Origin of the sequence: Methyloversatilis universalis EHg5, from assembly GCF_000378945.1 — a bacterium.
GTDB classification, from domain to species: domain Bacteria; phylum Pseudomonadota; class Gammaproteobacteria; order Burkholderiales; family Rhodocyclaceae; genus Methyloversatilis; species Methyloversatilis universalis_A.
In genome coordinates, this window is the sequence record NZ_KB900539.1 from 3,484,191 (window position 1) to 3,509,928 (window position 25,738).

General features: G+C 65.6%; 21 protein-coding genes. 2 read left to right on the plus strand and 19 right to left on the minus strand.

All coding sequences use genetic code 11. The features are described from left to right. Position 1 precedes the first annotated feature (1 nt). Positions 2–1,183 carry a glycosyltransferase family 4 protein gene (locus METUNV2_RS0115925; RefSeq protein ID WP_018230470.1) on the plus strand — a complete coding sequence of 394 codons (1,182 nt, stop codon included), beginning with the start codon at positions 2–4 and terminating at the stop codon, positions 1,181–1,183. Positions 1,184–1,218: 35 nt separating this feature from the next. On the opposite strand, the gene METUNV2_RS0115930 is transcribed toward METUNV2_RS0115925, so the two are convergent. From METUNV2_RS0115930 to METUNV2_RS0116020, 19 genes are all read right to left on the minus strand, one after another. Further along, positions 1,219–2,568: a putative O-glycosylation ligase, exosortase A system-associated gene (locus METUNV2_RS0115930; RefSeq protein WP_018230471.1), complete on the minus strand. Its 1,350-nt coding sequence runs from the start codon at positions 2,566–2,568 to the stop codon at positions 1,219–1,221. A 14-nt stretch (positions 2,569–2,582) separates the two neighbouring features. Beyond that, complete coding sequence (locus METUNV2_RS20035; RefSeq protein WP_018230472.1) at positions 2,583–3,941, minus strand: phenylacetate--CoA ligase family protein; 1,359 nt, start codon at positions 3,939–3,941, stop codon at positions 2,583–2,585. Positions 3,942–3,992: 51 nt separating this feature from the next. Beyond that, on the minus strand, positions 3,993–5,099 hold the full coding sequence (locus METUNV2_RS20040; RefSeq protein WP_018230473.1) for a glycosyltransferase family 4 protein: 1,107 nt from the start codon (positions 5,097–5,099) through the stop codon (positions 3,993–3,995). Next, complete coding sequence (locus METUNV2_RS0115945; RefSeq protein WP_018230474.1) at positions 5,096–6,310, minus strand: TIGR04063 family PEP-CTERM/XrtA system glycosyltransferase; 1,215 nt, start codon at positions 6,308–6,310, stop codon at positions 5,096–5,098. The genes METUNV2_RS20040 and METUNV2_RS0115945 overlap by 4 nt, the downstream gene beginning before the upstream one ends. Positions 6,311–6,313: 3 nt before the next feature. Then, a complete protein-coding gene (locus METUNV2_RS0115950; protein WP_018230475.1) occupies positions 6,314–7,354 on the minus strand; it encodes an acyltransferase family protein in 1,041 nt (346 codons plus the stop codon). Further along, on the minus strand, positions 7,351–9,276 hold the full coding sequence (locus tag METUNV2_RS0115955; RefSeq protein WP_018230476.1) for an XrtA/PEP-CTERM system amidotransferase: 1,926 nt from the start codon (positions 9,274–9,276) through the stop codon (positions 7,351–7,353). Before METUNV2_RS0115955 ends, METUNV2_RS0115950 begins: the two co-directional genes overlap by 4 nt. Positions 9,277–9,327: 51 nt before the next feature. Further along, positions 9,328–10,452, minus strand: a complete 1,125-nt coding sequence (locus METUNV2_RS0115960; protein WP_018230477.1) for a TIGR03088 family PEP-CTERM/XrtA system glycosyltransferase — start codon at positions 10,450–10,452, stop codon at positions 9,328–9,330. Then, complete coding sequence (gene xrtA / locus METUNV2_RS0115965) at positions 10,449–11,987, minus strand: exosortase A (RefSeq protein ID WP_232415691.1); 1,539 nt, start codon at positions 11,985–11,987, stop codon at positions 10,449–10,451. The genes METUNV2_RS0115960 and xrtA overlap by 4 nt, the downstream gene beginning before the upstream one ends. Then, positions 11,953–13,215: a TIGR03087 family PEP-CTERM/XrtA system glycosyltransferase gene (locus METUNV2_RS0115970; protein WP_018230479.1), complete on the minus strand. Its 1,263-nt coding sequence runs from the start codon at positions 13,213–13,215 to the stop codon at positions 11,953–11,955. Before METUNV2_RS0115970 ends, xrtA begins: the two co-directional genes overlap by 35 nt. 4 nt (positions 13,216–13,219) lie before the next feature. Then, on the minus strand, positions 13,220–14,275 hold the full coding sequence (locus METUNV2_RS0115975; protein WP_018230480.1) for a FemAB family XrtA/PEP-CTERM system-associated protein: 1,056 nt from the start codon (positions 14,273–14,275) through the stop codon (positions 13,220–13,222). Continuing rightward, on the minus strand, positions 14,265–15,119 hold the full coding sequence (locus tag METUNV2_RS0115980) for an XrtA system polysaccharide deacetylase (RefSeq protein ID WP_018230481.1): 855 nt from the start codon (positions 15,117–15,119) through the stop codon (positions 14,265–14,267). Before METUNV2_RS0115980 ends, METUNV2_RS0115975 begins: the two co-directional genes overlap by 11 nt. Before the next feature lies 1 nt (position 15,120). Then, on the minus strand, positions 15,121–16,266 hold the full coding sequence (gene wecB / locus METUNV2_RS0115985) for a non-hydrolyzing UDP-N-acetylglucosamine 2-epimerase (protein WP_018230482.1): 1,146 nt from the start codon (positions 16,264–16,266) through the stop codon (positions 15,121–15,123). Further along, complete coding sequence (locus METUNV2_RS0115990; protein WP_018230483.1) at positions 16,263–17,378, minus strand: XrtA/PEP-CTERM system-associated ATPase; 1,116 nt, start codon at positions 17,376–17,378, stop codon at positions 16,263–16,265. Before METUNV2_RS0115990 ends, wecB begins: the two co-directional genes overlap by 4 nt. Before the next feature lie 54 nt (positions 17,379–17,432). Next, positions 17,433–18,935 (minus strand): TIGR03016 family PEP-CTERM system-associated outer membrane protein, encoded by a 1,503-nt coding sequence (locus METUNV2_RS0115995; protein ID WP_018230484.1) that lies wholly within the window; start codon positions 18,933–18,935, stop codon positions 17,433–17,435. A gap of 20 nt (positions 18,936–18,955) precedes the next feature. Continuing rightward, positions 18,956–19,936: an XrtA-associated tyrosine autokinase gene (locus METUNV2_RS0116000; RefSeq protein WP_018230485.1), complete on the minus strand. Its 981-nt coding sequence runs from the start codon at positions 19,934–19,936 to the stop codon at positions 18,956–18,958. Between the two features lie 9 nt (positions 19,937–19,945). Continuing rightward, on the minus strand, positions 19,946–21,547 hold the full coding sequence (locus METUNV2_RS0116005) for an XrtA system polysaccharide chain length determinant (protein WP_018230486.1): 1,602 nt from the start codon (positions 21,545–21,547) through the stop codon (positions 19,946–19,948). A 43-nt stretch (positions 21,548–21,590) separates the two neighbouring features. Further along, complete coding sequence (locus METUNV2_RS0116010; RefSeq protein ID WP_026188223.1) at positions 21,591–22,217, minus strand: XrtA/PEP-CTERM system exopolysaccharide export protein; 627 nt, start codon at positions 22,215–22,217, stop codon at positions 21,591–21,593. An 84-nt stretch (positions 22,218–22,301) separates the two neighbouring features. After that, positions 22,302–23,513, minus strand: coding sequence for an ABC transporter permease (locus METUNV2_RS0116015; protein WP_018230488.1), 1,212 nt, complete (start codon positions 23,511–23,513; stop codon positions 22,302–22,304). Between the two features lie 5 nt (positions 23,514–23,518). After that, positions 23,519–24,748 carry an ABC transporter permease gene (locus tag METUNV2_RS0116020; protein ID WP_018230489.1) on the minus strand — a complete coding sequence of 410 codons (1,230 nt, stop codon included), beginning with the start codon at positions 24,746–24,748 and terminating at the stop codon, positions 23,519–23,521. 110 nt (positions 24,749–24,858) lie between these two features. On the opposite strand from METUNV2_RS0116020, the gene METUNV2_RS0116025 reads away from it, so the two are divergent. After that, positions 24,859–25,734, plus strand: coding sequence for a ThiF family adenylyltransferase (locus METUNV2_RS0116025; RefSeq protein WP_018230490.1), 876 nt, complete (start codon positions 24,859–24,861; stop codon positions 25,732–25,734). The last annotated feature ends 4 nt before the right edge of the window (positions 25,735–25,738 follow it).

A 25,738-nucleotide genomic window follows, 5' to 3' on the forward strand; every position in this document is an offset into this window, starting at 1 on the left:
CATGAGTACGCATCTCGCCGCGGCGGGTGATCGCCGCTATCTGGTCATCACCGAACTGTTCCAGCCCACCAAGGGCGGCACGGCCGTATGGTTCGACGAGGTCTACCGCCGGCTCGGCGGCGCCGGCACGCACATCCTGACCGCCGACGTGCCGGGCGCGCAGGAGCACGACCGCGCCAGCCCGAACACCGTGCACCGGCTGGGCCTGAAACGCTATCCGTGGATACGGCCGGAATCGCTGCCGGTCTATGTGGAGTTCTTCCTGAAGGCGCTGTCGGTCGGCCTGCGTCACCCGATCGAACAGATACACGCCGGCCGCGTGCTGCCGGAAGGTCTGGTCGCCGTGCGCGCCGCCCGCCTGCTGCGCAAGCCGGTGGTGATCTACGCGCACGGCGAGGAAATCACCACCTGGCGCCAGCCCCGGCGCATCAAGGGCATGCGCGAGGCTTACTGCAGCGCCGATCTGGTGATCGCCAACAGCACCTTCACCCGCGACCTGCTGCTGGAACTGGGCGTGCAGCCTGAGCGCATCGTCATCATCAATCCGGGCGTGGACACCGAACGCTTCCGCCCTGGCCTCGACGGCTCGCACCTGCGCGCCTCGCTGGGCCTGGGCCCGCAGTCGAAACTGGTGCTGTCGGTAGGCCGGCTGTCGCGCCGCAAGAGCTTCGACCACGTGATGCGGGCCATACCCGAACTCGTGAGCCGGGGGCTGGACGTGCACCACGCGATCATCGGCAAGGGTGAGGACGCCGACTATCTGGCGGGCCTGCGCGCTGCGTCACCGACGCCCGAGCGCATCCATCTGCTCGGCGGCGTCGGTGCCGACGATCTGCCGCTGTGGTACGCCGCCAGCGATCTGTTCGCCATGCCCAACCGTGACATCGGTGCCGACACCGAAGGTTTCGGCATGGTCTATATCGAGGCGGCCGCCTGCGGCCGTGCGTCGCTGGCCGGCAATACCGGCGGCACCGGTTCGGCCGTGCTGGACGGGGTGACCGGCCTGCGCTGCGAAGGTGATTCGGTGCCGGCGATCGCCGACGCGCTGTTCCGCCTGCTCGATCCAACCAGCCCTTTCGGTGCCGAGTGCGCGGCACGCGCCCAGGCCCGCGCGCACGACGAATTTTCGTGGCACGCGGTGATGCGCAAGACGCTGGAACACTGCGGCCAGCTCGGCCGCTGACCTGCCAGTGGGGGCCAGCGGAGCCCCCACCCCGTTCAGCCGTGCGGCAGCACGCCGCCCGGGCGCTTCTTCTTCAGCCAGGGAATCACCAGCCGGCCGTTTTCCAGCAGGCCTGAGGGCCGGGTGCGCGCCCATTCCTCGTCGGACATTCCGGCCACCCGCTGGCGGACCAGCCAGCTGGTCGCAATCACCGCCACCACCAGCATGTAGTAGTAGTCGTAATAGGCCATGCCGAGGAACTGGCCGGCGACCGCATAGGCGATCAGGCTCACCTGCACCATGCGCATCATGTCCGCCACCCAGTGGATGTCCGGCATCTTGCGCGCCTGCCGCGCCGCCCAGCCGGCGCTGTACCAGGTCATCAGGCCCAGCGTCAGGAACAGTGCGAGGCCGATGAAGCCGTGCTCTCCCAGCACCTCGAAGGTCACGCTGTGCACGTCGCGCACATTGTCCGGGTCCGGTGCGTACAGCGCGAAGGTGGGCGACTGCCAGCACTCGAAGCCGCCGCCCATCAGCCTGTCCTTGGCCATATTGAAACTGGTCCACCACGCGTTCACCCGCCCACGCGCCGATGCATCCTCGTCGTGAGTCTTGATGGTGCCCATGCGCTCGTACCAGGCTTCCGGCATCAGCGCGGCAATGCAGGCCCCGGTCACCACGACGATGATGCCGCTCATGAATTTGCGGCGGCTGTTGATCCACACGAAAAACGCCATCGCCGACATGCCCAGCAGCGCTCCGCGCGACTGCGTGCCGATGGCGGCAAAGGCGGTCAGCACGGTCCAGGTGGTCATGAACAGCTTCAGTGTCGGATTGGCGACGCGCGAGCGCACGAAGAACAGCAGCGGCACTGTCATGGCCATGGCCAGACCGAGTTCGTTATTGCCTTCGATGAAGGTGCCCGGTGGTCCCTGCACCCGGTGCACGCCGCCCTTGGAAATCGTGAAGATGCCGCCCTTGAGGCCATAGAAACCGATCGACGCGGCGCACATGCAGACCAGCGCCTCGATGCGGTCGAAGCTGCGCATCAGGATGAGCGCGACAAAAATCATCAGCTGGATCTTCAGCACCTTGTCGAGCTGCACCACCGCGTAATCGGGATACATCGCAAACGCGGTGGTGATGCACATCCAGATCACGAACAGCAGCAGGGTGACGGTTTCCCGCGTCCAGATGACCTTCTTGATCTCCTTCGAGAACAGCAGCGCCACCAGCGTGGTCAGCGCAACGATCATCGCGAACGGAAAGCGCAGCGAAAAGCCGTAGGCCATCCGGTGCGGATTCATCAGGCTGATCCAGGTGAACAGGATGATGCCGACCCACGGAAAGCGCAGCACGAAGGGCAGCACGGTGAAAATGATGGATGAAACCAGAATGTCGCGCATGCTCGCTGTCTTCCTCAGGCCGCGACGCGGCTGACCACGTAGCGGAACTTGCCGGAGCCTTCGGCCGGGATGGTGTCGACATGGTCGACCGTGATGTCCACCGTCCGGCCCAGCCGCGCCCGGAAGCCCTGCCTCACCCGCTCGTCGCCGTCCGCCGGGTAGGCCGGACCGCATACCACCGCCACCTTGGTGTGATCGGTGGTGAGCTGTTCGATCCGGAAGGCTTCCACCCCCGGCAGGTCACGCAGGATGTAGATGAGCGCGAGACCGTGCATGACGGTGCCGTCCTGCGCCACGATGAAATCGGTGCTGCGCCCCTGGATGTCCTGCAGCACCGGCAGGCCGCGGCCACAACTGCAGGCTGCGGTGGCCAGCGTGCCGATGTCGCCGGTGCGATAGCGGATGAAGGGGTAGTCGCGGGTAGCCAGATGGGTCACCACGATTTCGCCGGACTGCCCGTCGGGCAGCACGCGGCCGTCACGATCGACGATTTCGACGATGATGTCTTCCGCGGTCAGGTGCATCGACCCCTGCGGACACTGGTGGGCGATGAAGCCGGCGTCGCGGCCGCCATAGCCATTGGCCACCGGCGCGCCGAATACCGCCTCGATCAGCGTGCGCTGGTGGTCGTACAGGCGCTCGGAGGTGACGAAGACGGTGCGCACGCCGATATCGTCCAGCCGCACGCCGGTATGCCGAGCGCGGGTGGCGATGTGGGCAAAGGCCGACGGGTAGCCGAAAAGCATGCGCGGGCGTACGGCGCGCATGTCTCGGATGAAGCCATCGACCCGGGCGTCCGACATTTCGAAAGCCGGCAGCAGCCGGGTACGCATCAGGCCGTCGCGCAGCCGGCGCACACGGTCCTGGGCACCCAGTTCGATCGGGCTGCCCCACAGCACGATTTCCGGGTCACCGATATCGACGCCCCACCAGCGGGTGGCGCGCCACTTCGCGGCCACGTCGCGGCTCACCCGCTCGTTACCGATGTAGAAGATGAGCGGCACGCCGCTCGAACCGCCGGTGTTGAAACGCGCCAGACCGCGCGCATCGTCGGCCTTCAGGGCATCGGTGTTCGCGCGGATCAGCGGCTTGTCGAGAAAGGGCAGCTGTTGCAGGTCGGTCACCGCGCTCACCGACCGTGGATCGAAGCCCAGACTGCGGAACAGGTCGCGGTAATACGGAACATGGGTGGCGGCATGGCCCAGCAGCGCACGCAGGCGCTCGACCCGCAGCGCTTCCAGCCGGTCGCGCGGCCACCACTGTGACTGTTCCATCCCCCGTCGGTCGGCCACCGTGGAATGCCCCTTCAGGCGCTCCTGCAGCGGAAACACGACGGATGAAATCAGCAAGGACTGCAGACGATCGAAAACCATGGGGCGGGGGCGGGCAGCGCGCGGCGGCAACGGAGGACAGACTGCGCTAGCTTAACCGCTGGCGCCGCCGGCTTGCGTGGCCGGGAGCACGCTGCGGTACGCATTCTCGATGCGCTGCCGCACCGCCGGCCAGGCGAACTGCGCGACATGGGTCAGACCTTCGGCCCGCAGCGTCGCTGCGGTGTCCGGATGGTCGAGCAGATGCAGCAGCGCCTGTGCCATCGCGTCGGGGTCGGCCGGCGGCACCATCAGTGCGGTCCGGCCGTCCTCGACCAGGAAGGGCACACCGCCGACCCGGGTGCTGACCACCGGCACGCCACAGGCGAGCGACTCGAGTACCGAATTGGGCGTGTTGTCGACCCGCGACGGATTGATCATCACATCGGCGTCGGCGTACAGCGCGGCCACCTGTTCACGACCCAGCCGCCCGGCGAAGTGCACCGAGGCGGTGACACCCAGCTGCGCGGCGAGCGCCTGCAGACGCGCCAGTTCGGGCCCTTCGCCGGCCAGCGTCAGGCGGGCGTCCGGACAGCGCGCACGCACCCGAGCGAAAGCGCGCAGCGCGGTTTCGTTGTCGTAGATCGCTTCCAGATTGCGGGTAACGATGAAGTGCGGCGCGTCCGGACGGAAGGCGCGCGCGCGCGGCACGAAGCGCTCGACATCCACCGCGTTCGGCAGCACTTCGGCGCGCATGCCGAAGCCCGCGAACACGCCCTGCAGGAAGCCGGAGGGCACCGCCAGCAGCGCGGCACGGCGCATCGTGAAGCGGACGACCGCCGCCTGCCGTTCGAGAAAGGACGCCGCTTCGCCGCCGCGGTAATTGACGATGACCGGACAGCCGCGCAGATGCGCGATCCAGATCGCGGGCGCAGCGAACAGGTGCCAGGACCAGCCGGAATTGGCCATCACGTGCATCAGGTCATTGCGGCCGGCAGCGCGCCACAGCGCGCAGAGAAAGGGCAGCAGCCGGCCGGCGGCGCGCAGCCCGCGCACCGACGCGAGCCAGGCGGGGCGGTAGGGGGCATTGGTCTGCACCAGTTCAACGCGCACGCCTTCGGCGGCGAGCTTGTCCGCCAGCTGGCGCGTCTGGTTGGCCATGCCGCCGGCTGGCGGCGGCAGCGGCCCGACCAGCGCGAGCCGGACCCCGCCCAGACTCATGCAGCCGCCTGTCCGAGCAGGGAGCCGTATACGCCGCGGTAGCGCGCGACCGAATTCGTCCAGTTGCGCTCGGTTTCGACGAAGCGGCGGCCGGCTTCGCGCATCTGCGGCCAGCGCGCCTGCATGGACATGAGCTGCAGCACGCTGCGCGCGAGATCGTCGGCGTCGCCGGCGCGGAACAGCATGCCGGTTTCACCGTCGCGGATCAGTTCCTTATGGCCGCCGACGTCGGACGCGACCAGCAGCAGGCCCTGCGCCATCGCTTCCAGCGGCTTGAGCGGCGTTACCAGATCGGTCAGCCGCATCGAGTGGCGCGGATAGACCAGCACATCGACCAGGCTGTAATAGCGCTGCACTTCGGCGTGCGGCACCCGGCCGGTGAATTTCACGTGGTCCTGCAGACCGAGTTCCTGCGTCAGCTTCTTCAGGTTCTCTTCCTGCGGTCCGCCACCGGTCAGCAGCAGCGCGACGTCCGGCGCCTGGCGCAGGATGGCGGGCAGCGCACGCAGCAGCAGGTCCAGCCCCTCGTAGGCGTAGAAGGAGCCGATGAAGCCGAGCACCCGCTTTCCGTTCAGCCCCAGTTCGGCGCGCAGCGCCTCGTCGGCCGGCACCCGGTAGGCGAAGTTGTCGATATCCACTGCATTCGGAATCACGGTGATCTTGGATTCCGGCACGCCCCGCTCCACCAGGTCGCGACGCAGCCCTTCGCAGATGGTGGTGACCGCATCAACCGTGAACACCGCCCGCGTTTCCATCGCCCGGGTGGCGCGGTAGCGCAGGCTGCCTTCGGTGGTGGTGCCGTGGTCGACCGCGGCATCCTCCCAGAAGGCGCGGATTTCATAGACGACCGGAATGTCGAGGCGACGCGCGACCAGCAATGCCGGGAAGGCATTCAGCACCGGCGAATGCGCATGGATCACGTCCGGTTTGATGTCGCTCGCCACTTCGAGCAGACGCTTTTCCAGAGCGCGCATCTGCGCCCGCTCGCGCAGCACCGGCACGCGGTCTATCGGGCCGGGTGTCCACGGTGTGCGGTGAAAGGTGAGGCCATCGACCTCTTCGACCATCGGGCCAGGCGCGGTGTGTTTGACGCTGGTGACATGGTGAGTGTCCCAGCCCAGCTTGCGCTGTTCGCGCAGGATGGCGGCGGTGCGGAAGGTGTAGCCGCTGTGCAGCGGAATGGAATGGTCCAGCACGTGCAGGATGCGCATGGGTCAGGCTCCGACCAGCATGCGGCTGCGACGGCCGAACACGCCCTGGACGAGGCGGATAGACAGGGCCGAGAACAGCATGACCACGCACATCACGAACACGAACATCGGGAAACCTCCGGGCAACAGGACTTCGGTGGCGGACGTCGGCACATCCGCCAGCGTCGAAATGACCAGTTTGGATGCCGCAATGAAATAGGCATGTACGAAGTAGATGCCGAAACTGATGTCGGCAAGGTAATCGATCCGGGCCGGCACACGCTCCACCCAGTGATCGAAGGCCAGCAGGACGAGCGGAATGGACAGCGGCTTGAGCACGGTCTGCAGCGTGAAGCCCGCCTGGATCTTCAGCACGTACATCACATAGAGCGCAAGCACCGCGACGCCCAGCGGCCAGACCCATCTGCGCGACCACGCCATGACGGACGCGAAATTCCGCGACACCCACATGCCCAGCAGATAGACCGGCAGGAAGTACACATACATGTTCAGCGGGCCGTAATGGCCACCTCGGCCGGTGGTGGCCGCGTACACCAGCAGCGGAAGGATGGCGAGATAGAGCATGGGCTGGCGACGATCGATCCAGACGAACACCGGCGCACTCAGATAGAACAGCACCATCATCGGAATGAACCACATCGGCGCCAGGTGCTTGCCTGTCACGAGGAAAGCCAGCACCTGTTCCCATTGCGGCATGTTGTAGAAGTCGGGCCACAGCCCCGGCCTCTGGCTCACGAACACGAACATCACGATCGCCGGCAGCGACAGCAGGATGTAGGGCAGAACGACGTTGCGGGATTTGATCGCGAGGTAGTCGCCGTACGCGAAACGACCCGACAGGTGATGGAACAGGAAGCCCGAAATGAACATGAAGTAGGTCGAGGACTCGTTGGTGAAGCCCAGGACCAGACGCTTGGTCGTCGTGTCGGGCCAGTCGATCACCGGCTGCACGTGCGCACCGACGATGAGCACGATGGCCATCGCGCGGAATACATGGATGGAGCGCAGAAAGGTTTGCGACCTTCCGGCCGTGGTCGCGGTCATGCGCACTTCCGGCCGTCGCCCTGCGCCGATTCGGAGTCGCTGTTGCGCAGGAAGGCATCGAACATGAGCAGGGTCCACAGCGAAGCGCTGTAGTCGCGCCGGCCGTTCTGGTGGGCATCGACCAGATGTTCGAGATAGGGGCGGTTGAACCAGCCGGTATCCGCCAGCCGGCTGCCCAGCACCGCATCACGCACCCGCTGCTTCAGCGGGCCGCGGAACCAGCGGGCCAGCGGCACCGCGAAGCCCATTTTGGGCCGGTACATGATGTCGTGCGGCAAATGCGGTTCGAGCGATTTCTTCAGCAGGTACTTGCCTTCCTGCCCACGTATCTTCAGCGAAGCCGGCAGCGTGGCCAGCCATTCGACCAGCGGGTGGTCCATCAGCGGTTCGCGCACTTCCAGCGAATGCGCCATGCTGGCGCGGTCCACCTTGGTGTTGATGTCGCCGACCAGATAGGTGTTCAGATCCAGGTACTGCACCAGCGACAGCGGCTCGTCGGAGTTGTGGCGGGCGGCGTGGCGATGGAACACCTCGACCGCGTTGTAGCCGCCGAGCGCCGACTTCATTTTCGGGCTGAACAGCTGGGCGCGCATCGGATCGCGCAGGATGGACACCGAATGGAAATAGGCTTCGACCGACGAACGCGCCAGCGACTCGAAGGTGCTCTTGGCGCGGAACACGCGCGGCGCCCAGTCTGCCTTGGGGTAGATCTGGCCCAGCGTGCCGAACAGCGGCTTGCGTACGCCCAGCGGCAGGCGCGCGCGCAGGCGCTCTTCCATCAGGTGCATGCGGTAGCGGCGGTAGCCGCCGAAGCTTTCGTCGCCGCCGTCGCCGGACAGCGCCACGGTCACGTGCTTGCGCGCCAGCTGGCACACGCGGTAGGTGGGCAGCGCCGAGCTGTCGGCATAGGGCTCGTCGTACAGCCAGGCCAGCGTGTCGATCAGGTCGAAGTCGTCCGAAGCGACCATTTCGACCCGGTGATTGGTGTGGTAGCGGTCGGCCACCTGCTGCGCGAACTTCGATTCGTCGAAGGCCGGATCATCGAAGGCGATGGCACAGGTGTTGACCGGCGAGTCGGACGACTGCGCCATCATCGCCACCACCGCCGACGAATCGACGCCACCGGACAGGAAGGCGCCGAGCGGCACTTCGGAAATCATGCGCAGACCGACCGACTCGCGCAGCCGGCGTATCAGTTCCTCTTCCGCCTGCACCGCGTCGATCTGCTCGACGTGGCCGAAGTCGACGTCCCAGTAGCGGCGCGGCGCCGGCGGCGTTTCGCCGCGGCGGATGCGCAGGCTGTGCGCCGGCTCCAGCTTGAAGGCGTGGCGGTAGATGGTGCGCGGATCGGCGACGTAGCCGAGCGCGAAATATTCTTCGACCGCCAGCGGGTCCATGTCCCGGTTCAGGCCGCCGTGTGCGGTCAGCGCCTTCAGCTCGGAGCCGAAAATGAGCTGGCCGTCCGGCAGCAGTGCGTAGAACAGCGGCTTCACGCCGAGGCGGTCGCGCGCGAGGAAGAGCACGTCCTGATTGCGGTCGAACAGCGCGAACGCGAACATGCCGCGGAAGCGCTCGACGCAGGCCTCGCCCCACTGCTCCCAGGCGTGCACGATCACTTCGGTGTCGCTGCGGGTGCGGAAGGTGTGGCCCAGCGCGGTCAGTTCGGGAATCAGCGACTGGAAGTTGTAGATCTCGCCGTTGAACACGACGACGACCGAGCCGTCCTCGTTGGCCAGCGGCTGCTGCCCGCTCGCCACGTCAATGATGGACAGACGGCGATGACCGAGACCGACCCCAGGCTCCAGATGCAGATCGCCTTCGTCGGGTCCGCGGTGGTGCTGCGCCTCGTTCATCCGGTGCAGCACGTCGCGACCTACATCACGCCTGCTGCGCGTGTCGAAAATGCCAACGAAACCGCACATCCGGAGAACCCTGTCAGTGATGAAACTGCCGATGGAGACGCCGCCCGCGCGTCAATGCCGCCCGGTCAGGTCAAGATAGGTGTCGCGATAGGCCGCAACCATCGCTTCGATGCTAAAGGAGGCCTCGATTTTTTGCCGTGAAGCACTACCGTGACCGTCCCGCAACGCGGCATCGGATGCGTACTGCTGCACATGTGAAGACAGTGCCACCACGTCGCCCGGCGTGAACAGACGACCGTTCACACGGTCTTCCACCAGCTCCGGCGTGCCACCGACCGCGGTCGCGACGATGGGCAGCCCGCAGGACATGGCTTCGAGGATGGTGTTCGATATGCCCTCGCCCAGTGACGGCAGCACGAACAGATCGAAGGTGCGCATCAGGTCCGGAATGTCCTTGCGCTCACCGGTCAGCCAGGCACGATCCGAGACGCCGGCCTCGTCGAGCAGGCGCTGGCACTCGGCACGCATGCCACCGTCGCCGACGATGACCAGCCGCAGCCGCGCTCCGCCCGGCTGCAGGGCGGCGTCGATGAAGGCGCGCACCAGGGTCGGATAGTCTTTCACGCCCACCATGCGACCCACGCTGCCGACCACGAAACAGTTGTCGCGAAAGCGCTCGGGCAGCAGTTCGCGCCGCGCATCGACAGGCGGGTGGAAGCGCTGCTTGTCCACACCGTTGTAGATCTGACGGATGCGCCCGGGCTCGACGCCGATGGCAGCTGACAGCCAGTGCTGCAGATCGCGGCTCACTGTCAGATAGCGGTGGACGAAGGGCCGCACCATGCGGCGCAGGCGGTTGTAGCGGCCGTTGCTGCCGTCAAGATCGAACACGTCGCGACCGTGCTCGCCGTGCACCCGCGCGGGCACGCCGGCCAGCCAGCCGACGATGACCGCCTCCAACGCCGACAGGTTGCGCGTGTGCAGCACGTCCGGACGCAGCGCACGCAGCATGCGCCAGAGCCGGAAGTAGTGGGCCGGGTCCTTGCCCGGCCGCTTCTTCACGTCGTGAAAGGTGACCCTTCCCGCACGGATGCGTTCGACGAAATGCGAATGCCCCTGCAGACAGACCACGTGGTGGTCGAACTCGCCCTGCGGAAAATTGTTGAACAGGTTCACCATGCCGTTCTCGATACCACCGGTGCCGAAATGGTGGATCACATGGACCACCTTCTTCATGGCTGCATGGCCTGCCGCAGTTGCGCATCGAGTGCGTTCGAAAAAGCCTGCAGACGCGCACGCGCAGCCGGGTCCTCTCCCTGCTGCGGCGTCCACAGCACCACCGCGTAACCGCTGTCTTCACCGTCGAGCAGCTGCGAACGTGCGAACAGCAGCTTTGCACGCACGCTGCTGACGGTGGGCACGGTGCCGACCACGAACCAGTCATGAATGAGCAGCCGCAGCGACGACGAGCGCAGTCGCGTTTCGCGCACCGGGTGCTGCGCCATGCCGACCACCTGCTCGCCGACGTTGGACCACACCTCGTGCTCCTGCTCGATCATGAAGTTGCGGGAATTGATCAGTTCGGCGTCCTGCCGCTGGCGCCCGTACCAGGCCAGATGCACGACCACGATTTCGTCACCGCGCCGGTACTGCAGCGTGGCCTGGCGGTCCGGGTTCTGGAAGGTCGGCCGCCAGTCGCTCAGCGTCACCGCATCGTCGCGCTGCCAGCCGCCCTCCAGCATGGCAGGCAGCGCGAGCGCCGGCTGCGGCGGCAGCGGCCGCTGCGCCAGGTGCGCGGCGTACAGCAGCGGCAGTCCGAGCAGGCCGGCCGCCAGCAGCCCGGTCACCAGCAGGCGCGACCGCGACAGCGTACGCGACGTGCCGGCGCCGTCCGCAGGGACGACATCCGGCGCTTCGTTTTCCTGCCAGAAGGAGCCGACCCAGAACAGCAGCAGCATGATGATGCCGAAGAACACCCAGCCGTAGATGATGTGATCGACGCCGGTGGCGAGCTTCATGTCCGAGTAGTGCGCCAGCAGCACGATCATCAGCGCGCGGAAACCGTTGGCCACCACCGGCACCGCGACCGATGCGACGATGAAGGCCGCACGCCGCCACAGCGAGCGGTAGCTCAGATAGGCGTAGAGAGCGCCGACGGTGAGCGATGCAATCAGGTAGCGCAGGCCGCTGCAGGCTTCGATCACCGACCAGCTGCCGGACGGCAGTTCGAAGAAGGTGCCTTCGCGATAGACCGGGAAACCCAGCAACTGCAGCGATGCCACCGTGAAGTCAGCGGTGTAGTTCATCAGCGGCAGCATCAGGTTCTCGCCCATCGGCACGCCGAGGAAGAGGAAGGCCAGCGGATAGGCGATCACCCACGCAATGCGCCAGCCCAGCACCGCCACCACCAGGGACGGAATCGCCGCCACGAAAGCGAGCTGGCGGACCACCTGCACGCCGGCCATGTCGGCCACCAGCCAGCCGGCCAGCGACAGCGCCAGCGCCAGCAGCCCGAGCACGCTGGGCCGTGGCCGATGCGCGGTCAGCGCGCTGCGCTTGCGCCACACCAGCCACAGGAAGATGGGCGGCACGATGAGGCCATGGGCAAAGGTTTCGGAGCGCCACCAGATGCCGGCCATCGACATCGCGGTATCACGGTAGAGCCACAGCAGCAGCACGAACAGCAGCAGGAAGGCGGCGCCGGCGACACGCCAGGCGGCAGCGTTCGGTCGCTGCTCAGCCACGGGCATGGAGGAGGTCGGGGTGTACATCGTCGGTCGTTCCACGTTCGGTAGTCGGTTTCACCGGCGTGCCCAGCCAGGCATCGATGCCGGCCAGCGCGGCGTCCCAGCGATAGGTCCGTTCGATGCGCGCGCGCGCCGCGCGGCCCGCTTCGTCGGCGATCGCACGGTCAAACAGGCGCAGCACCTCGCGGGTATAGCCCTGCGCGTCGCCCGCGGTGAAGAATTCACGGCCCGGCTCGGCATCGAGGCTGGCCGCCAGGGTGTCCCACACCACCACCGGCCGGGCCATCGCCATCGCTTCGAGCACCTTGTTCTGGATGCCGCGGGCCACCCGCAGCGGCGCCACCGCACAGGCGGCATGCGCCACCCAGGGCCGCACGTCGTCCACCCGGCCGGTCACGGTGACCCAGCCGAGCTCTTCCAGCTCGCGCACTGCCGGCGCCGGATTCATGCCCACCACATAGAAGCGGGCAGCCGGTTCGACTGCCCGGATGAGGGGCATCACCTCGTGGGCGAACCAGCAGGCGGCGTCGACGTTGGGCCAGTAATCCATCGCGCCGGTGAACACCACCGGCCGCACGTCAGGCCCGTAGGGCGACACGCCAGCCTGCGACGGGTCGAAGAAAGCGGTATCCACGCCATTGGGCACCGCGCTGACCCGGCCCTTCTGGGCCGGCGCCAGCGCATCAAACAGGGCCACTTCGGCCGGCGTCACCAGATAGGCGGCGTCGGCCGCGGCCACCGCCTGCGCCTCGAAATCGAGCAGCGTGCGCGCCTCGCGCCGGTACAGCCAGGACATCGGCCAGCGATGGCGCGGCGCGTACTCGGACCACTTGGCCGAATCGACATCGACCAGATCGACCACGCGGCGTACCTGCGGATGGCGGTCGAGATACTGCGCCATGGTGGAACAGAACACGACCGCGCGCGTGATGCGGTGACGGGCAATGGTGTCATCGACCCAGCGCTGCATCGCCGCCGAACGGTAGTAGGCCACGCTCAGCGCCTCGCCGGTGGCCAGCGCGCGCAGCGACCACAGCTTGCGGCTGCGCGGCGCGATTACCTCGGTGTGCAGCTGCGCGCACTGTGCCGCCAGCGTCGGCACATGAGGCAGGTCGGCCGCATCGTCGACGAAGGTGCCGACGTGCAGCGCATGCGTACGCGCCAGATGCTTCAGCAGGTGATAGGAACGGATCTTGTCGCCCTTGTTGGGCGGAAACGGCAGGCGATGCGCGAGGAAGAGCAGCGGCTCCACGCGCTCAGCCCAGGTTGCGGACGATGAAAGGCCCGATCGTGTTGGCGAGCGCGCGCGGCATGCGGCGCCAGGTTTCGATCATGAGCTTGTATTTCGGGTTCGACGGGTTGTTGCGCGGCAGGCTGTCGCGCTTGTACAGGCAGTACTCGTAGTGCAGCGGTGCCGGCTCGAAACCCCAGTTCTTCTTGAACGAATAGGAGCCGGTGCCCTGCTTGCTGCGGCCGTAGTCGAACACGCGGATGCCACGCTCGCAGGCGTGACGCATCAACTCCCAGTACTTGAAGTCGTTCGCCGCGAAGTCGCGGGCCGCGACCGCATCGCCGGCGTAATAGGGCAGGATTTCGTCGCGGAAGTAGAAGCTCATGACGGTGCTGAGCAGCGCGCCGTCCGGGCCTTCGACCGTCATGACCGAACAGCGCTCGCCGAAGGTGGCGCGCAGCGCGTCAAAGTAGCGACGCGACAGCGCCGGCGTGCCGTGGCGATGCACGTTGTCGGAATACAGTTCGAAGAAACGCGCGTTGTCGGCATCGAAGGTCGCCTTCAGGCCGTTGCCGATGCCCTTGCGCACCATCGCGCGCTGTTTGCGCGGAATGGCCTTCATGTTCTCTTCAACGTCCGGCGACAGCACCTTGCGGAAGGTGACGTACAAGTCTTCGGTCGGCCAGTCGGTACGGCGCGCAGCCACGTTGCGGAACTCGAGATGCGCCACGCCCAGCGACTGCGCGATGCGCTGCGCTTCGGCTTCAAGCGCCTGCGCGGCCGCTTCGTCCTCGGCGGCGACACCGGCGTACACCGCAAACGGCAGCGATACCAGCGAGTGGCCGAACAGCCGGCTTTTCACTTCGGCCAGCGGCAGCACGCCGCAGATGCGGCCGCCCCGCTCCGCGAGCAGGTAATGAGTGCGATGGCGGAACACGTCGCGCATCAGGTCGCGCCACTCGAACAGATGGAAGAAGGTCGCCGGCGGGCAGCTGTCGACGAAGGCGTTCCAGCTGGCGCGGTCAGCGTCAGTGGCCGCACGCACGGTAACCGCAGTCACGAATTCCGCCTCAGGCCGCACGGGCGATCTCCGGGAACACTTCGTCCATACGGCCCCAGCGGAAATCGCGCATCAGGCGCGCCAGCCGGCCTTCGGTACGGTGCAGGTTGATGTAGTGGCGGAAGCGCGACTTCGGGTCCACACCGGGCACGCGCGGCTGATCGGCATCGATCTCCCACGGATGGCAGTAGAACATCGCCGGCTTGCGATCGCGCTTGTTCACCTGGCTCAGCAGCCAGCGCGAGGTGGCGTAGGGCAGCAGCCGGAAGTAACCGCCGCCGCCGGCGGGCAGATTGCGGCTGCCAACGCGCACGGTGGTGACCGGCACTTCCATCAGGCCATCGCGCGACGCAAACGGAAAGCGCGGCGCGTCCGGCATGCCGTAATGGTCGTGCTTGACCGGATAGATGCTTGAGCTGTAGCGATAGCCCGCCTGCGCCACGCAGTCGAGCGCCCACGGATTGGTGTGGCCGATCGAGAAGCTGGGCGCGCGGTAGCCGCGCACCTCGACCCCGACGATGTCTTCCAGCACTTTCTTGGCGCGCGTAATGTCGTCGAGGAACTCGGCCGGCGTCTGGTCGGTGGCGCGCAGATGGGCAGTGCCGTGACTGGCGATTTCATGGCCGGCGGCGGCGATGCGGCGCACCATGCCCGGATGGCGCTCCGCGATCCAGCCCAGCGTGAAGAAGGTGGCGCGATTGCCGCTGCCCGCCAGCAGACCGAGGATGCGGTCGACATTACGCTCGACCCGGCATTCGATCGAATCCCAGCGGCTGCGCTCGATATAGGGCGCCAGCGCGGACACCTGAAAATAGTCTTCGACGTCGACGGTGAAGGCGTTGCGGATATCGGCCGGTGCATTCATGTCAGGCACTCCGTTGCAGCAGCCAGCCCTGCAGGTCGGCCGCGATGCGCTCGGCGGCGCGGCCGTCCCAGTACTCCGGTACACGGCCACGCTTGCCACCGGTGGCCAGGATGTCGTCCAGGCTGCGGGCGAACAGCGCGTCGTCGATGCCGATCACGGTATTGGTGCCCTGCTCCACCGTGATCGGGCGTTCGGTGTTTTCACGCAGCGTCAGGCAGGGCACCGACAGTGCGGTGGTTTCTTCCTGCAGACCGCCGGAGTCGGTGATCATGACCGTGGCAGCGCTCATCAACCCCAGCATTTCGAGATAGCCCAGCGGCGGCAGCAGCGCAATGCGCGGATTGTCCAGCAGCGCGCCCAGGCCGAATTTTTCCAGATTGCCGCGGGTGCGCGGATGAATGGCAAACACCAGCGGGAGGCGTTCAGCCGCCCGTGTCAGCATGGCGGCCAGACGTTTCAGCTGTTCGGGGTCATCCACATTGCTCGGCCGGTGCAGCGTCACCACGCCGTAGCGCCCCTCCGCGATCAGGGCCGGGTCGATGCCGTGATCGGCCAGCGTCTTCGCCGACGGTACCGCCAGCGGCTGGCTGGACAGCAGCGAATCGATCATCACGTTGCCGGCGAAATGCACCCAGTCCGGTGCCACGCCTTCACTCACCAGATTGTCGAGCGCGCTGCGCTCGGTGGTGTAGAGACGGTCGGAAATGCGGTCGACCAGGATGCGGTTGATCTCTTCCGGCATCGCGCGATCGCCGCTGCGCAGGCCGGCTTCGACATGCACCACCGGCACGTGCTTTTTCACCGCCACCAGCGCGCAGGCCAGCGTGGAATTCACGTCGCCCACCACCAGCACGCAGGACGGCCTGAGCTCGTCGACCAGCGGCTCGAAGCGCTTCATGATTTCGGCGGTCTGCACCGCATGGGTGCCGGAGCCGACTTCGAGGTTGTGATGCGGCGTCGGCAGCCGCAGGCCGCTGAACAGACGCTCGTTCATCGCGTGGTCGTAGTGCTGGCCGGTATGCACCAGCACCCACGGTATCGCCGGCACATGCTGATCAAAGGCACGCAGGATGGGCGCCATCTTCATGTAGTTGGGGCGGGCGCCGACCACGCACAGCACCGGTGCCGTCACGCGCTTGTCACTCATTCCTGATCCTTGTCCGCAGGTTCGGTGGACCGCTCGGCAATCTCGTACAGCAGCGCCATGGTCTGTTCCAGCGTGCGCTCCATCCGCGACAGGCGTTCTTCCAGATTGCCGGCCTGGTAGGCATTCACGTAGTCGCGTACCCGCTGTGCCGAATCCGCGTCCAGCTTGAACTGGGACAGATCCATGTCGAACAGCGGGGGCGCGGCGAACAGGCCGCTGCCGTTGAACGCGGCAAGACCCGCGGCACCCGGCATCGGTCCATCCGGTCGCTTGGCTGCAGCGGCCGCGGCGGCCGCCTCTCCGGCTTCATCGCGGATTTCGCTGACCACACCCGCCACGTCCTGCGCGGTAAAGGCGGTCGCGCCACTCAGGAAGCCGGCCAGCAGCAGACGGTCGCACAGCGTGTTGATGCGGCGCGGTACACCGTCGGTGGCTTTGAAGATCGCTTCGTGCGCACCGGTTTCGAACGACGGCTTGCCGCGCCAGCCCACGTGCTTGAGCCGGTGTTCGATATAGGCCTCGGTTTCTGCCGAATCCATCGGCCCGAGGTGGTAGGACGCGATCACCCGCTGGCGCAGCTGCTCCATGTGCGGGCTCTGCATGGTTTCGCGGAATTCAGGCTGCCCGACCAGGAAGCTCTGCAGCAGCGCATGCTCGCCGAGCTGGAAGTTGGACAGCATGCGCAGTTCCTCGACCGCACGCGGCGTCAGGTTCTGCGCCTCGTCGACGATGAGGAGCGCACGCTTGCCGGCCGCGGTCAGCGACAGCAGGAACATTTCGATCGACAGCAGCAGGTCAGCCTTCTTCAGCTGCTTGTTGGGCAGACCGAAGGCGGCAGCCACCAGTCGCAGCGTGTCCTCGGCGTCGAGGTGGGTGCTCACCAGCTGGGCGGCCACCACCTTCTTCGCATCGAGCTTCTGCAGCAGGCTGCGCACCAGCGTGGTCTTGCCGGCACCGATTTCTCCGGTGATGACGATGAAGCCTTCGCTCTGGTGCAGGCCGTATTCGAGATAGGCCAGCGCGCGGCGATGGCCCTTGCTGCCGAAGAAGAAGGACGGATCGGGATTGAGCTGGAAGGGCTTGCCGGAAAGACCGTAGAACGACTCGTACATTGGGGCGCAGGCGTGGTTGGCGACATCCCCGGCCGGAGACGCAACCGGCCGGAATCAGTTGAACATTGTCGAGAGCGTCGCAATCACTGCATTCTCGTCCACATCCCCGGCGGTGACTGTGGCACGCGTCATGCGCAGTCCAATCGAACCGGTGGTGCGCGGACTGAATTGCGTGGACCACGTGGTATTCAGCACATCGCGGTCGGATGACAGCGTCTGGGTGCGCCCATCGGACTTCGAGGTCGTGAACGACACGCTCAGCGAAGACACCGAACCCATACGGTGCGAATAGGTGGCGGTCCACCCGCGCTGGCGGATGACGCGCGAAGCCGCGAAGTCGTCACCGACCGCCGGCCCGATCGCGCCGATGCCGCCATCGCTTTCGGTCTGGAACACGCTGAGAGAGAGCGTGTTGCGCGGACCGGTACGGGTGGCCGACATCTGCCAGCGGGTCTGCAGGTACTGGCGGTCGGACAGAATGGGGCTGAGGCCCACCACGTAGCGCGACAGGCCGTTGGCACGCAGATAGGCTTCGATCATCTGCTGACGCAGCACCGGATCCGGTTCGCTGGCGAACGGCTCGATCAGCGACAGCGACTGCACCAGATCGGTGGTGCCGGTCGGCGACAGCAGCTGCTCGGCGCGGTTGGTCAGATTGCGGGAGTACGAGGCGGTGAAGGACGTACGCGGCAACCGGTGCGTCAGATTGACGTTGTTGGTGCGCGCATACGGACGCTGGTCGTAGTCGGCACGGAAGGTGGTGCGTTCCGACGGATTCCAGCCCATGCCGAGGCCGTAGGTCGACCCGCTGCGCTGGCTGGCGAAATTGGTGTCTTCGTAGCCGTAGCGCACGGTGAAATCAGCGGTCGCATCCGGGCGGTAGATCAGCGAACCGACAATGCTCTTGCGGTTGACCGATGCGCGGCGATCCGACTCGGTGCGGTTGGACATCACGTCCACCTTCCAGCCGAGGCGGGCGGGATAGCTGGTCAGCGAGCCATGGAAGGTTTCGCTGGTCAGCGTATTGGCCGCCAGGCCGGAGGTTTCGCTGCGCACCATGTTGTAGTTCGAGCGCCAGGTCGCAACATCACTCAGCCTCATCGTGCCCATGAAGGACGGCGTGAACGAGTAGGTACGGGTGCGCGACAGCTGGTTGGCCGCAAGCGTCGCGTCGGTCGGCACCGCATTGAACACCGACTGGTTGCGCTGCGCCGAAATCGCCCGGGCATCGATGAACATGAAGTCATCGATGACTTCGAAACGCCCGCTGCCGTTGAAGTCCTGGGACAGCCGGGAATCGTAGGTATCCTGGGTGTAGTACAGATAACGCGGGGTGTAGGCGGCGTCGAGCGTCAGACGGGGACTTTTGCGCGTTACCCGCACCGACGGATTGAGTTCGAGCAGCGTGTCGGACGATGGCGCCGTGGGCGAGAAATTGATGTTGTCGCTCGCAATCGCCCGGGTGGTGACCCCGGTTTCAACCCGCCATCCCTCGGCCAGCACATCAGCGGGAAATACCCCAGCCGTGCCCGCCATGGCCACGGCCAGCGAAGTCATCCGTAAGTTCAGCACGCGCATCAGCGGTTCTCGGCACTTTCTCGGAAACCGGTTTCGGTCCCATAGCCATAACCGTAGCCATAGTAACCATAGTAACCATCGGTACGGGCGTAACGGGCCTTGTTGAGCACCAGCATCTTGACCGGGCAGCCCTGCACCTTGGCCAGCGCCTGCTTGACCATGGTGTGCGTGGTGCGCCCGGCTTCCACCACCATCACCAGCTGTCCCATCGACTGCGCCAGCGTCGGCGCTTCGGTGGTCACCATCAGCGGCGGCGAATCGAAAATGATGATGCGGTCGGCGTAGCGATGCGCCAGTTCCACCAGCAGGGCACGCATCGCGCCGCTGGCCAGCAGTTCGGTCGCATTCTTGTGCGGCATGCCGGCCGGCAGCAACGTGAGCTTTTCGACGTTGGTGCGCAGCATCACGTCCTGCAGACGCACGTCCTCGTCGAGCAGCACGTCCATCAGGCCCTTGGCGGGCGGCAGACCAAGCAGGTTCAGGATGGACGGGCGGGCGACGTCGGCATCGACCAGCAGCACCCGGTTGTCCAGTTCCATCGCGATGCTCATCGCGAGATTGATCGAGTTGAAGCTCTTGCCCTCGCCCGGCACCGAACTGGTCACCATGATGAGGTTGCCGTTATCGACCGGTGCGGCGCCCTTGCCGTGCGCATTGGCCAGTATGGGGCGCTTGATGACGCGGAATTCTTCGGCGATCTGGGAACGCGGTGCCGACGGCACCACCAGACCCATGGAATCCAGTCGCGCCAGATCGAGCTCGACCAGGCGGGAGTTTTCACCGGCAGCCGGCTTCACGCTGTCCGGCACCGCGACCGCTGCCGGCGCAACCGGTGCGGGGGCGGGCGCAGCGCTGATCGGTGCCGGTGCCGCCGGAGCGACTTCGGCAGCCGGCGCGGGCGCCTGCCCGTCCTCGCCGATCTCGACACCCGCACGCTTCAGATGGGCCATCCGCTCGATGGCCTGTTCGATGATGCTCATGATTGATCCTCAGGCACTGCGCATCACGAGTGACACGAACGCGAGCATGGCGACATAGGCAGCCACCAGACCGCCCAGACCACCGAAGAACACGAAGGTCCGGCGACGCTCGTAGCGCTTGCGCTCATTGGCGAGCAGCATCGACACCGAGCCGAGCACCGGCACGCCGGACACCTCGGCCAGAGCGCGACCGTCGTGGAACACCGGCCTGAGCTGGGACACGACGAAGGATGCCGCAACCCCCACCAGCATCGACGCAGCCAGCACCGCGGTCAGCAGGATGAGACGGTTGGGCGCCACGGGCTCCGGTGCCACGCGCGGCGGTTCGATCAGCCGGAATTCGGCGACGCCGGTGGCATCCATTTCTTCCGAGATGGACGCCGATTCACGGCGCGACACGAGGTTGTTGTAGTTGGTGCGATGCACTTCGTAATCGCGATTCAGCTGGCTGAATTCGGCTTCGAGTTCAGGCAGCAGGCGAGAGGACTGCTTGAGAGTGGTCAGACGCGTCTGATACTCGCCCACGCGCGCGCCCAGCGACGCCACCGACGCTTCGGCGGACGCCAGCGCAACCTTGATCTGCTGGTACACCGGATTGGGTATCTGCGCGCCGCTCAGCTGAGCACCCTGCGCCGGCTTGGCATCGGCGCTCTTGGCCGCTTCAGCCGCGTGCTTCTCGATGATCTGCTTGCGCTCGTCCTCGAGATTGCGGATGCGTGCCCGCAGTTGCTGGATATCCGGATGCTTTTCGGTGTAACGCTGAAGCATGCCTTCCACGTCGTTACGCAGCGCCGAGATGCGGGCGTCGATTTCCGCCGTGGAGGGGCCGCTCGAACCGCCGGAGCCGATGCCCAGCGAGGACGCATCGGCATTCAGGGTCGGCTCTTCACCCGCCAGCTGGCGCTTGAGCGCGTCGCGCGAATTGGTGGCTTCGCGCAGGTCGAGCTGCGCCTGATTCAGCTGAGCCTGCACCTCGCTCAACGAACCGAAGTAATCCTTCCCGCCGCCGCCTGCACGCTCCAGGTTCTTCAGCTTGAATTCCTTGAGGCGGTTTTCCGCCTCCAGCAGCTTGGCCTCATAGGCCTTGATCTGCTCCTCGATGAACTTGCGCGCCTGATCGGCATCCTGACGCTTGCTGCCCAGGCCGGATTCGACGAACAGGGTCACCATCGCCTGCACAACCTTCTGCGCGCGCGCCGGTTTCCTGTCGCGATAGGACACGATGTAGAGGTTGTCGCGCCCTGAGCTGGACAGCTTGACGCTTTCCATCAGGTCGTCGATCAGCTTGTCGCGCTCGACCTTGGTCTTGGCTTCGAGATCGAGGTCCGCCATGCGGATCAGCTTCTCGATGTTCGGCCGGCTGATCAGCGTGCGACTCAGCATATTGATCTGCTGGTCGAGATTGGGCGTCACCGTAAGACCGGACATCAGCGGCCGCAGGATGGACTGGGTATCCACATAGATCTTGGCGGAGGCCTGGTACTGATCGGGCAGCACGAGCACCACGCCCATGCCGGCCAGACCGACCACCCAGGCGGCGATCAGGCCAACCCAGCGATAGCCCCAGGCAGACCTGAGATAACCCGACAACTGGCGGAGAAAATCATCCACGGCTACTGAACCCTTCCGGCTGAAGCACGATGACCCGACACGCTCAGAACCAGCTCTGCGGAATGATCAGGATGTCGCCCGGCTTCACATCGACGTTGGCGCTCACGTCGCCGCGACGGATCAGGTCCTTCAGGCGCACGTTGTACTGCTTGTCGCCTTCCGAAGTACGCAGGATGGAGGCCCCGTTGCCGTCAGCAAAGTCGGTGATGCCGCCGACCGCAATCATCACGTCGAGCAGCGTCATCTTCTGCTTGTAGGCCAGCGCCTGCGGCTTGGCGGCTTCGCCGATCACGCGGATCTGTTCGCTGTAGGGGCCGATGCCACCGGCGACGATGACGGTGACGATGGGATCGCGGATGTACTTACCCAGCACCTGTTCGATCTCGCGGGCCAGGGTCGAGGGGTCACGGCCGGCCGCCGGCAGATCCTCGAACAGGGTGCCGGTGATCTTGCCGTCCGGACGGATGGTGACGGTGGAAGAAATCTCCGGATTGCGCCAGACGACGATGCTCACCGAGTCACCCGGACCCAGGATGTAGTTGTAATCGTCGCTGTAGGCCTGCGTCGGGGCCGGCGGATACGGCGAGGAAGCGCAGCCAGCGAAGGCAAGCGGCACCAGCAGCAGCGCCAGCAGGCGCAGCATGGACATCAGACGGTCAGAATTCAACATTGCTTCCTCCAAAGGACAGCGGCCAGACAAGCCGCGAATCATAGCCAAGGCGCCGGTTCGCGCGCTCTAATGCGTCACGGCCGGTCAGATGTTGTAGCGCAGCGCATCAACGATGGGCGTGCGCGACACCTTGCGGGCCGGCAGCAGAGCCGCCGCTACGGTGGCCCCGACGCCGACCAGGAAGGCCAGCATTACATTTTCCGGCATCACCCGGATGGACGCGGTGTACCCCACGTTCGAATTCGGCGGCGGCGGCATCGGAATGCCGACTTCGCTGATCGCCAGCGCCACCAGCACGCCGACCAGCACGCCGCAGATCGCGCCGCTCAGCCCCAGCAGCGCGTTCTCCGTCAGCACCAGCCGGAACACGTATCCTCGCGAATTGCCGAGTGCCATGAGCGTTCCGAATTCACCGACCCGCTCAAAGACACTCATGTTCACAGTATTGAACACGCTCAGCAGCACCATCATCAGCACGATCCACTGCAGCACGCCGAACTGGGTCCGGTAGAGCTCAACGGTCTTCGAATAGAAGTCGGAAAGCTGCACCCAGTCACGGATGTCGAACCCCAGACTTTCCAGCTTGGGCACCAGCAGCTCCTTCACCCGTGCGGTATCGACCGTGCGATGCAGCAGCAGCACGATGGAGTTCGATCCTTCGCGCGCAACCAGATTGCGGGCGGCCGCCACCGGAATTCTTACGGCACGCGCGTCGAAATCCTTTGAAAAACTCTGGAACACGCCGACCACCGAAAATTCGGTGGTATTCAGCGCGCCGTCCGCGGTATTCATGATGAGCGTCACCGCATCGCCCGGCTTCAGCGCCAGCGCCTTGGCCACGCCATCGCCGATCAGGATGCCGCCGCTGTCGCTGTCCTTCAGTGCACGCCCGGCCGTGATGCGGACGAAGGTGCCGAGATGGCTCTCCTTGTCAGGCTCCACCCCCTCCCCCATCACCGCCCAGTCAGCCTTGCCGTTGTTGAGCAGGCCGGTGAAGCTCACTCGCTGCAGCACCGTATCCGCCTCCGGCATGCGCGCCGCAAACTCGGCAATCCTGGCCGCATCGTCGATCATGAATTTTTCGGGCGAACGCGAACCCTGTTCGTAGAAGCCCTTGCGGAACACCTGCACATGACCCAGCTGGCTGTGTATAGTCGCCTCGCCCAGCTGGGTGAGCACGTCGGCCACAAAACCGCCACTCAGGATGAGACCGGCCACACCGAAGATGATGGCGGCCAGCGTCATCGCGGTACGCGATTTCTGGCGGAGGATGTTGCGCAGGGCGAGCTTGAACATGGCGGTCAGCGGCTCTGCCGGAGCGCGTCGACGATATTCATGCGCGAGGCGCGCCACGCCGGATACAGACTGGACACGAAAGCGCTGGCTACCGCGATCGCCAGCGCCCTGGCGACGATGCCGAACGTGAGCCGGATCTCGCCGCTGAAGCCCTGTTCCATGCCCGGTGGCGGCGGCAGCGGAATGCCGACCGCCGAAATCGCCAGTGCCAGCACGCAGCCGATCACCACGCCCAGACCGCCCCCCACCAGCCCGAGCATCACGCCTTCCGACATGAAGATGCGACGGATGCGCGCCCGGGTCAGTCCGAGCGCCATGCAGGTGCCGATCTCGCTCACCCGCTCCATCACGCTCATCGACAGCGTGTTGGAAATGCTCAGCACGATGATCATCAGGATGATGAACTGCACCACATTGACCTGGCTGGCAAACAGATCGCGCGTCTTGTTATAGAAGTCGGACAGCTGATACCAGGGAACCAGATCGAACTTGCCGGCGGGCATCACGCCTTTCAGCTCAGCCAGTTTGGCGTCGGTCTGCGCGGTGTCGTCAAGCAGCACCAGCCACTGCTGGGCACCATTGACCCGCACCAGCTGCTGGGCCAGCGCAAGCGGCATGCGCAACGCGGAGTCGTCGTATTCCTTGCTGACCGAATTGAACAGACCCACCACCGGCGCCTCGACCGCATTCACGTTGCCGGCAGCGGTGGTGGTCATCAGCACCACCGTATCGCCGACCTGCACGCCGAGATTGGCCGCCAGACCACGGCCCATGATCATTTCGTTCACGCCGTCGGCCGACAGGTTGCGACCGCGGGTGATGGTGACCGAACTCGACAGCACCGACTCGGCCTTGGCCGAAACCCCCTGACCGAGGAAGGCCAGCGTATTGTCGCCCTTGCTGGCCAGCCCGTTGAAGCTCAGGCGCGGCGCGACCACCTTCACGTCGGCACCGGATTCGATTTTCTGCCGGAGCGCGTCCTCGCCGTCGATCACGAAGCCATAGGGATCCGAAGTGCCGCGCTCGACATAACCCGGACGCACCACCTGCACATGGCCAAGCTGGGACTTTATGGTCGATTCCCGCATACCCTCCATCAGCCACTCGATGAAGCCGGCGGACAGGATCATCGCGATCACGCCGAAACTGACCGCACCGATGGCAATGAGCGTGCGGCGTCCCTGACGGAGGACGCTGCGCATCGCCAGCCACAGGTCAAGCAGCCAAAACTTCATCCGGATTCAAGACTTCAGGTGCTAAGGTATTGCCAGCATAACAGTTTTCCCCTCACCATCCCCAGCTGTCGACGCATGCGTCGGAGATAGCCGGGACACCGGGTGGAGCGATGACAACACAGTTCAATTACGAAGAAGCTTTCAGCCGCAATCTCGGCTGGTTCACCGAAGCCGAACAGGCCAGACTGCGCCGGAGCACGATCGCCATCGCCGGTCTAGGCGGCGTCGGCGGCATTCACCTGCTCACGCTGGCCCGACTGGGCATAGGCCGCTTCCGGATCGCCGATTTCGACACTTTCGGCGTACACAACTTCAATCGCCAGGTCGGCGCGACCATGAGCACGCTCGACCGCTCCAAGATAGAAGTGCTGACCGAACAGGCGCGCGACATCAATCCGGACATCGAGATCGAGTGCTTTCCGCAGGGCGTGTCGCCGGACGACCCGGACAGCTTTCTGAAGGGTGCGGACGTCTACGTCGACGGCCTTGATTTTTTTGCATTTTCCGCCCGCAGAGCCACATTCGCCGCCTGCCACCGCCTGGGCATCCCGGCGGTGACCGCAGCACCGCTGGGCATGGGCACCGGGCTGCTGGTGTTCTCACCACAGGGCATGAGTTTCGAACAGTATTTCCGGCTGGACGGCTGCGACGAAACCGAACAGGCCTTGCGCTTCCTCGTCGGTCTGGCACCAGCCGGACTGCACCGCCCCTATCTGGTCGAGCCCTCGCGCATTGATCTGGCCAACAAGCGCGGCCCGTCCACGATGATTGCCTGCAACCTCTGCGCAGGCGTCGCCGCCGCCGAAACGGTCAAGCTGCTGCTCGGCCGCGGCGACGTAAGACCGGCTCCATGGGCCCTGCAGTTCGATGCCTTCCGCAATCGGATGGTCCGCACCTGGCGACCGGGCGGCAACGGCAACCCCTTGCAGCGCCTCATCATCGCCCTCGGCCGGCGGCAGCTGCTCAAGCAGATCACCCGCGCCTGATTAA

Bases quoted from the DNA above. Each gene is read 5' to 3' on its own strand.
- METUNV2_RS0115925 (WP_018230470.1), top strand. From the start codon at position 2: ATGAGTACGCATCTCGCCGCGGCGGGTGATCGCCGCTATCTGGTCATC.
- METUNV2_RS0115930 (WP_018230471.1), bottom strand. From the start codon at position 2,568: ATGCGCGACATTCTGGTTTCATCCATCATTTTCACCGTGCTGCCCTTC.
- METUNV2_RS20035 (WP_018230472.1), bottom strand. From the start codon at position 3,941: ATGGTTTTCGATCGTCTGCAGTCCTTGCTGATTTCATCCGTCGTGTTT.
- METUNV2_RS20040 (WP_018230473.1), bottom strand. From the start codon at position 5,099: ATGAGTCTGGGCGGGGTCCGGCTCGCGCTGGTCGGGCCGCTGCCGCCG.
- METUNV2_RS0115945 (WP_018230474.1), bottom strand. From the start codon at position 6,310: ATGCGCATCCTGCACGTGCTGGACCATTCCATTCCGCTGCACAGCGGC.
- METUNV2_RS0115950 (WP_018230475.1), bottom strand. From the start codon at position 7,354: ATGACCGCGACCACGGCCGGAAGGTCGCAAACCTTTCTGCGCTCCATC.
- METUNV2_RS0115955 (WP_018230476.1), bottom strand. From the start codon at position 9,276: ATGTGCGGTTTCGTTGGCATTTTCGACACGCGCAGCAGGCGTGATGTA.
- METUNV2_RS0115960 (WP_018230477.1), bottom strand. From the start codon at position 10,452: ATGAAGAAGGTGGTCCATGTGATCCACCATTTCGGCACCGGTGGTATC.
- xrtA (WP_232415691.1), bottom strand. From the start codon at position 11,987: ATGTACACCCCGACCTCCTCCATGCCCGTGGCTGAGCAGCGACCGAAC.
- METUNV2_RS0115980 (WP_018230481.1), bottom strand. From the start codon at position 15,119: ATGAATGCACCGGCCGATATCCGCAACGCCTTCACCGTCGACGTCGAA.
- wecB (WP_018230482.1), bottom strand. From the start codon at position 16,266: ATGAGTGACAAGCGCGTGACGGCACCGGTGCTGTGCGTGGTCGGCGCC.
- METUNV2_RS0115990 (WP_018230483.1), bottom strand. From the start codon at position 17,378: ATGTACGAGTCGTTCTACGGTCTTTCCGGCAAGCCCTTCCAGCTCAAT.
- METUNV2_RS0115995 (WP_018230484.1), bottom strand. From the start codon at position 18,935: ATGACTTCGCTGGCCGTGGCCATGGCGGGCACGGCTGGGGTATTTCCC.
- METUNV2_RS0116000 (WP_018230485.1), bottom strand. From the start codon at position 19,936: ATGAGCATCATCGAACAGGCCATCGAGCGGATGGCCCATCTGAAGCGT.
- METUNV2_RS0116010 (WP_026188223.1), bottom strand. From the start codon at position 22,217: ATGTTGAATTCTGACCGTCTGATGTCCATGCTGCGCCTGCTGGCGCTG.
- METUNV2_RS0116015 (WP_018230488.1), bottom strand. From the start codon at position 23,513: ATGTTCAAGCTCGCCCTGCGCAACATCCTCCGCCAGAAATCGCGTACC.
- METUNV2_RS0116020 (WP_018230489.1), bottom strand. From the start codon at position 24,748: ATGAAGTTTTGGCTGCTTGACCTGTGGCTGGCGATGCGCAGCGTCCTC.
- METUNV2_RS0116025 (WP_018230490.1), top strand. From the start codon at position 24,859: ATGACAACACAGTTCAATTACGAAGAAGCTTTCAGCCGCAATCTCGGC.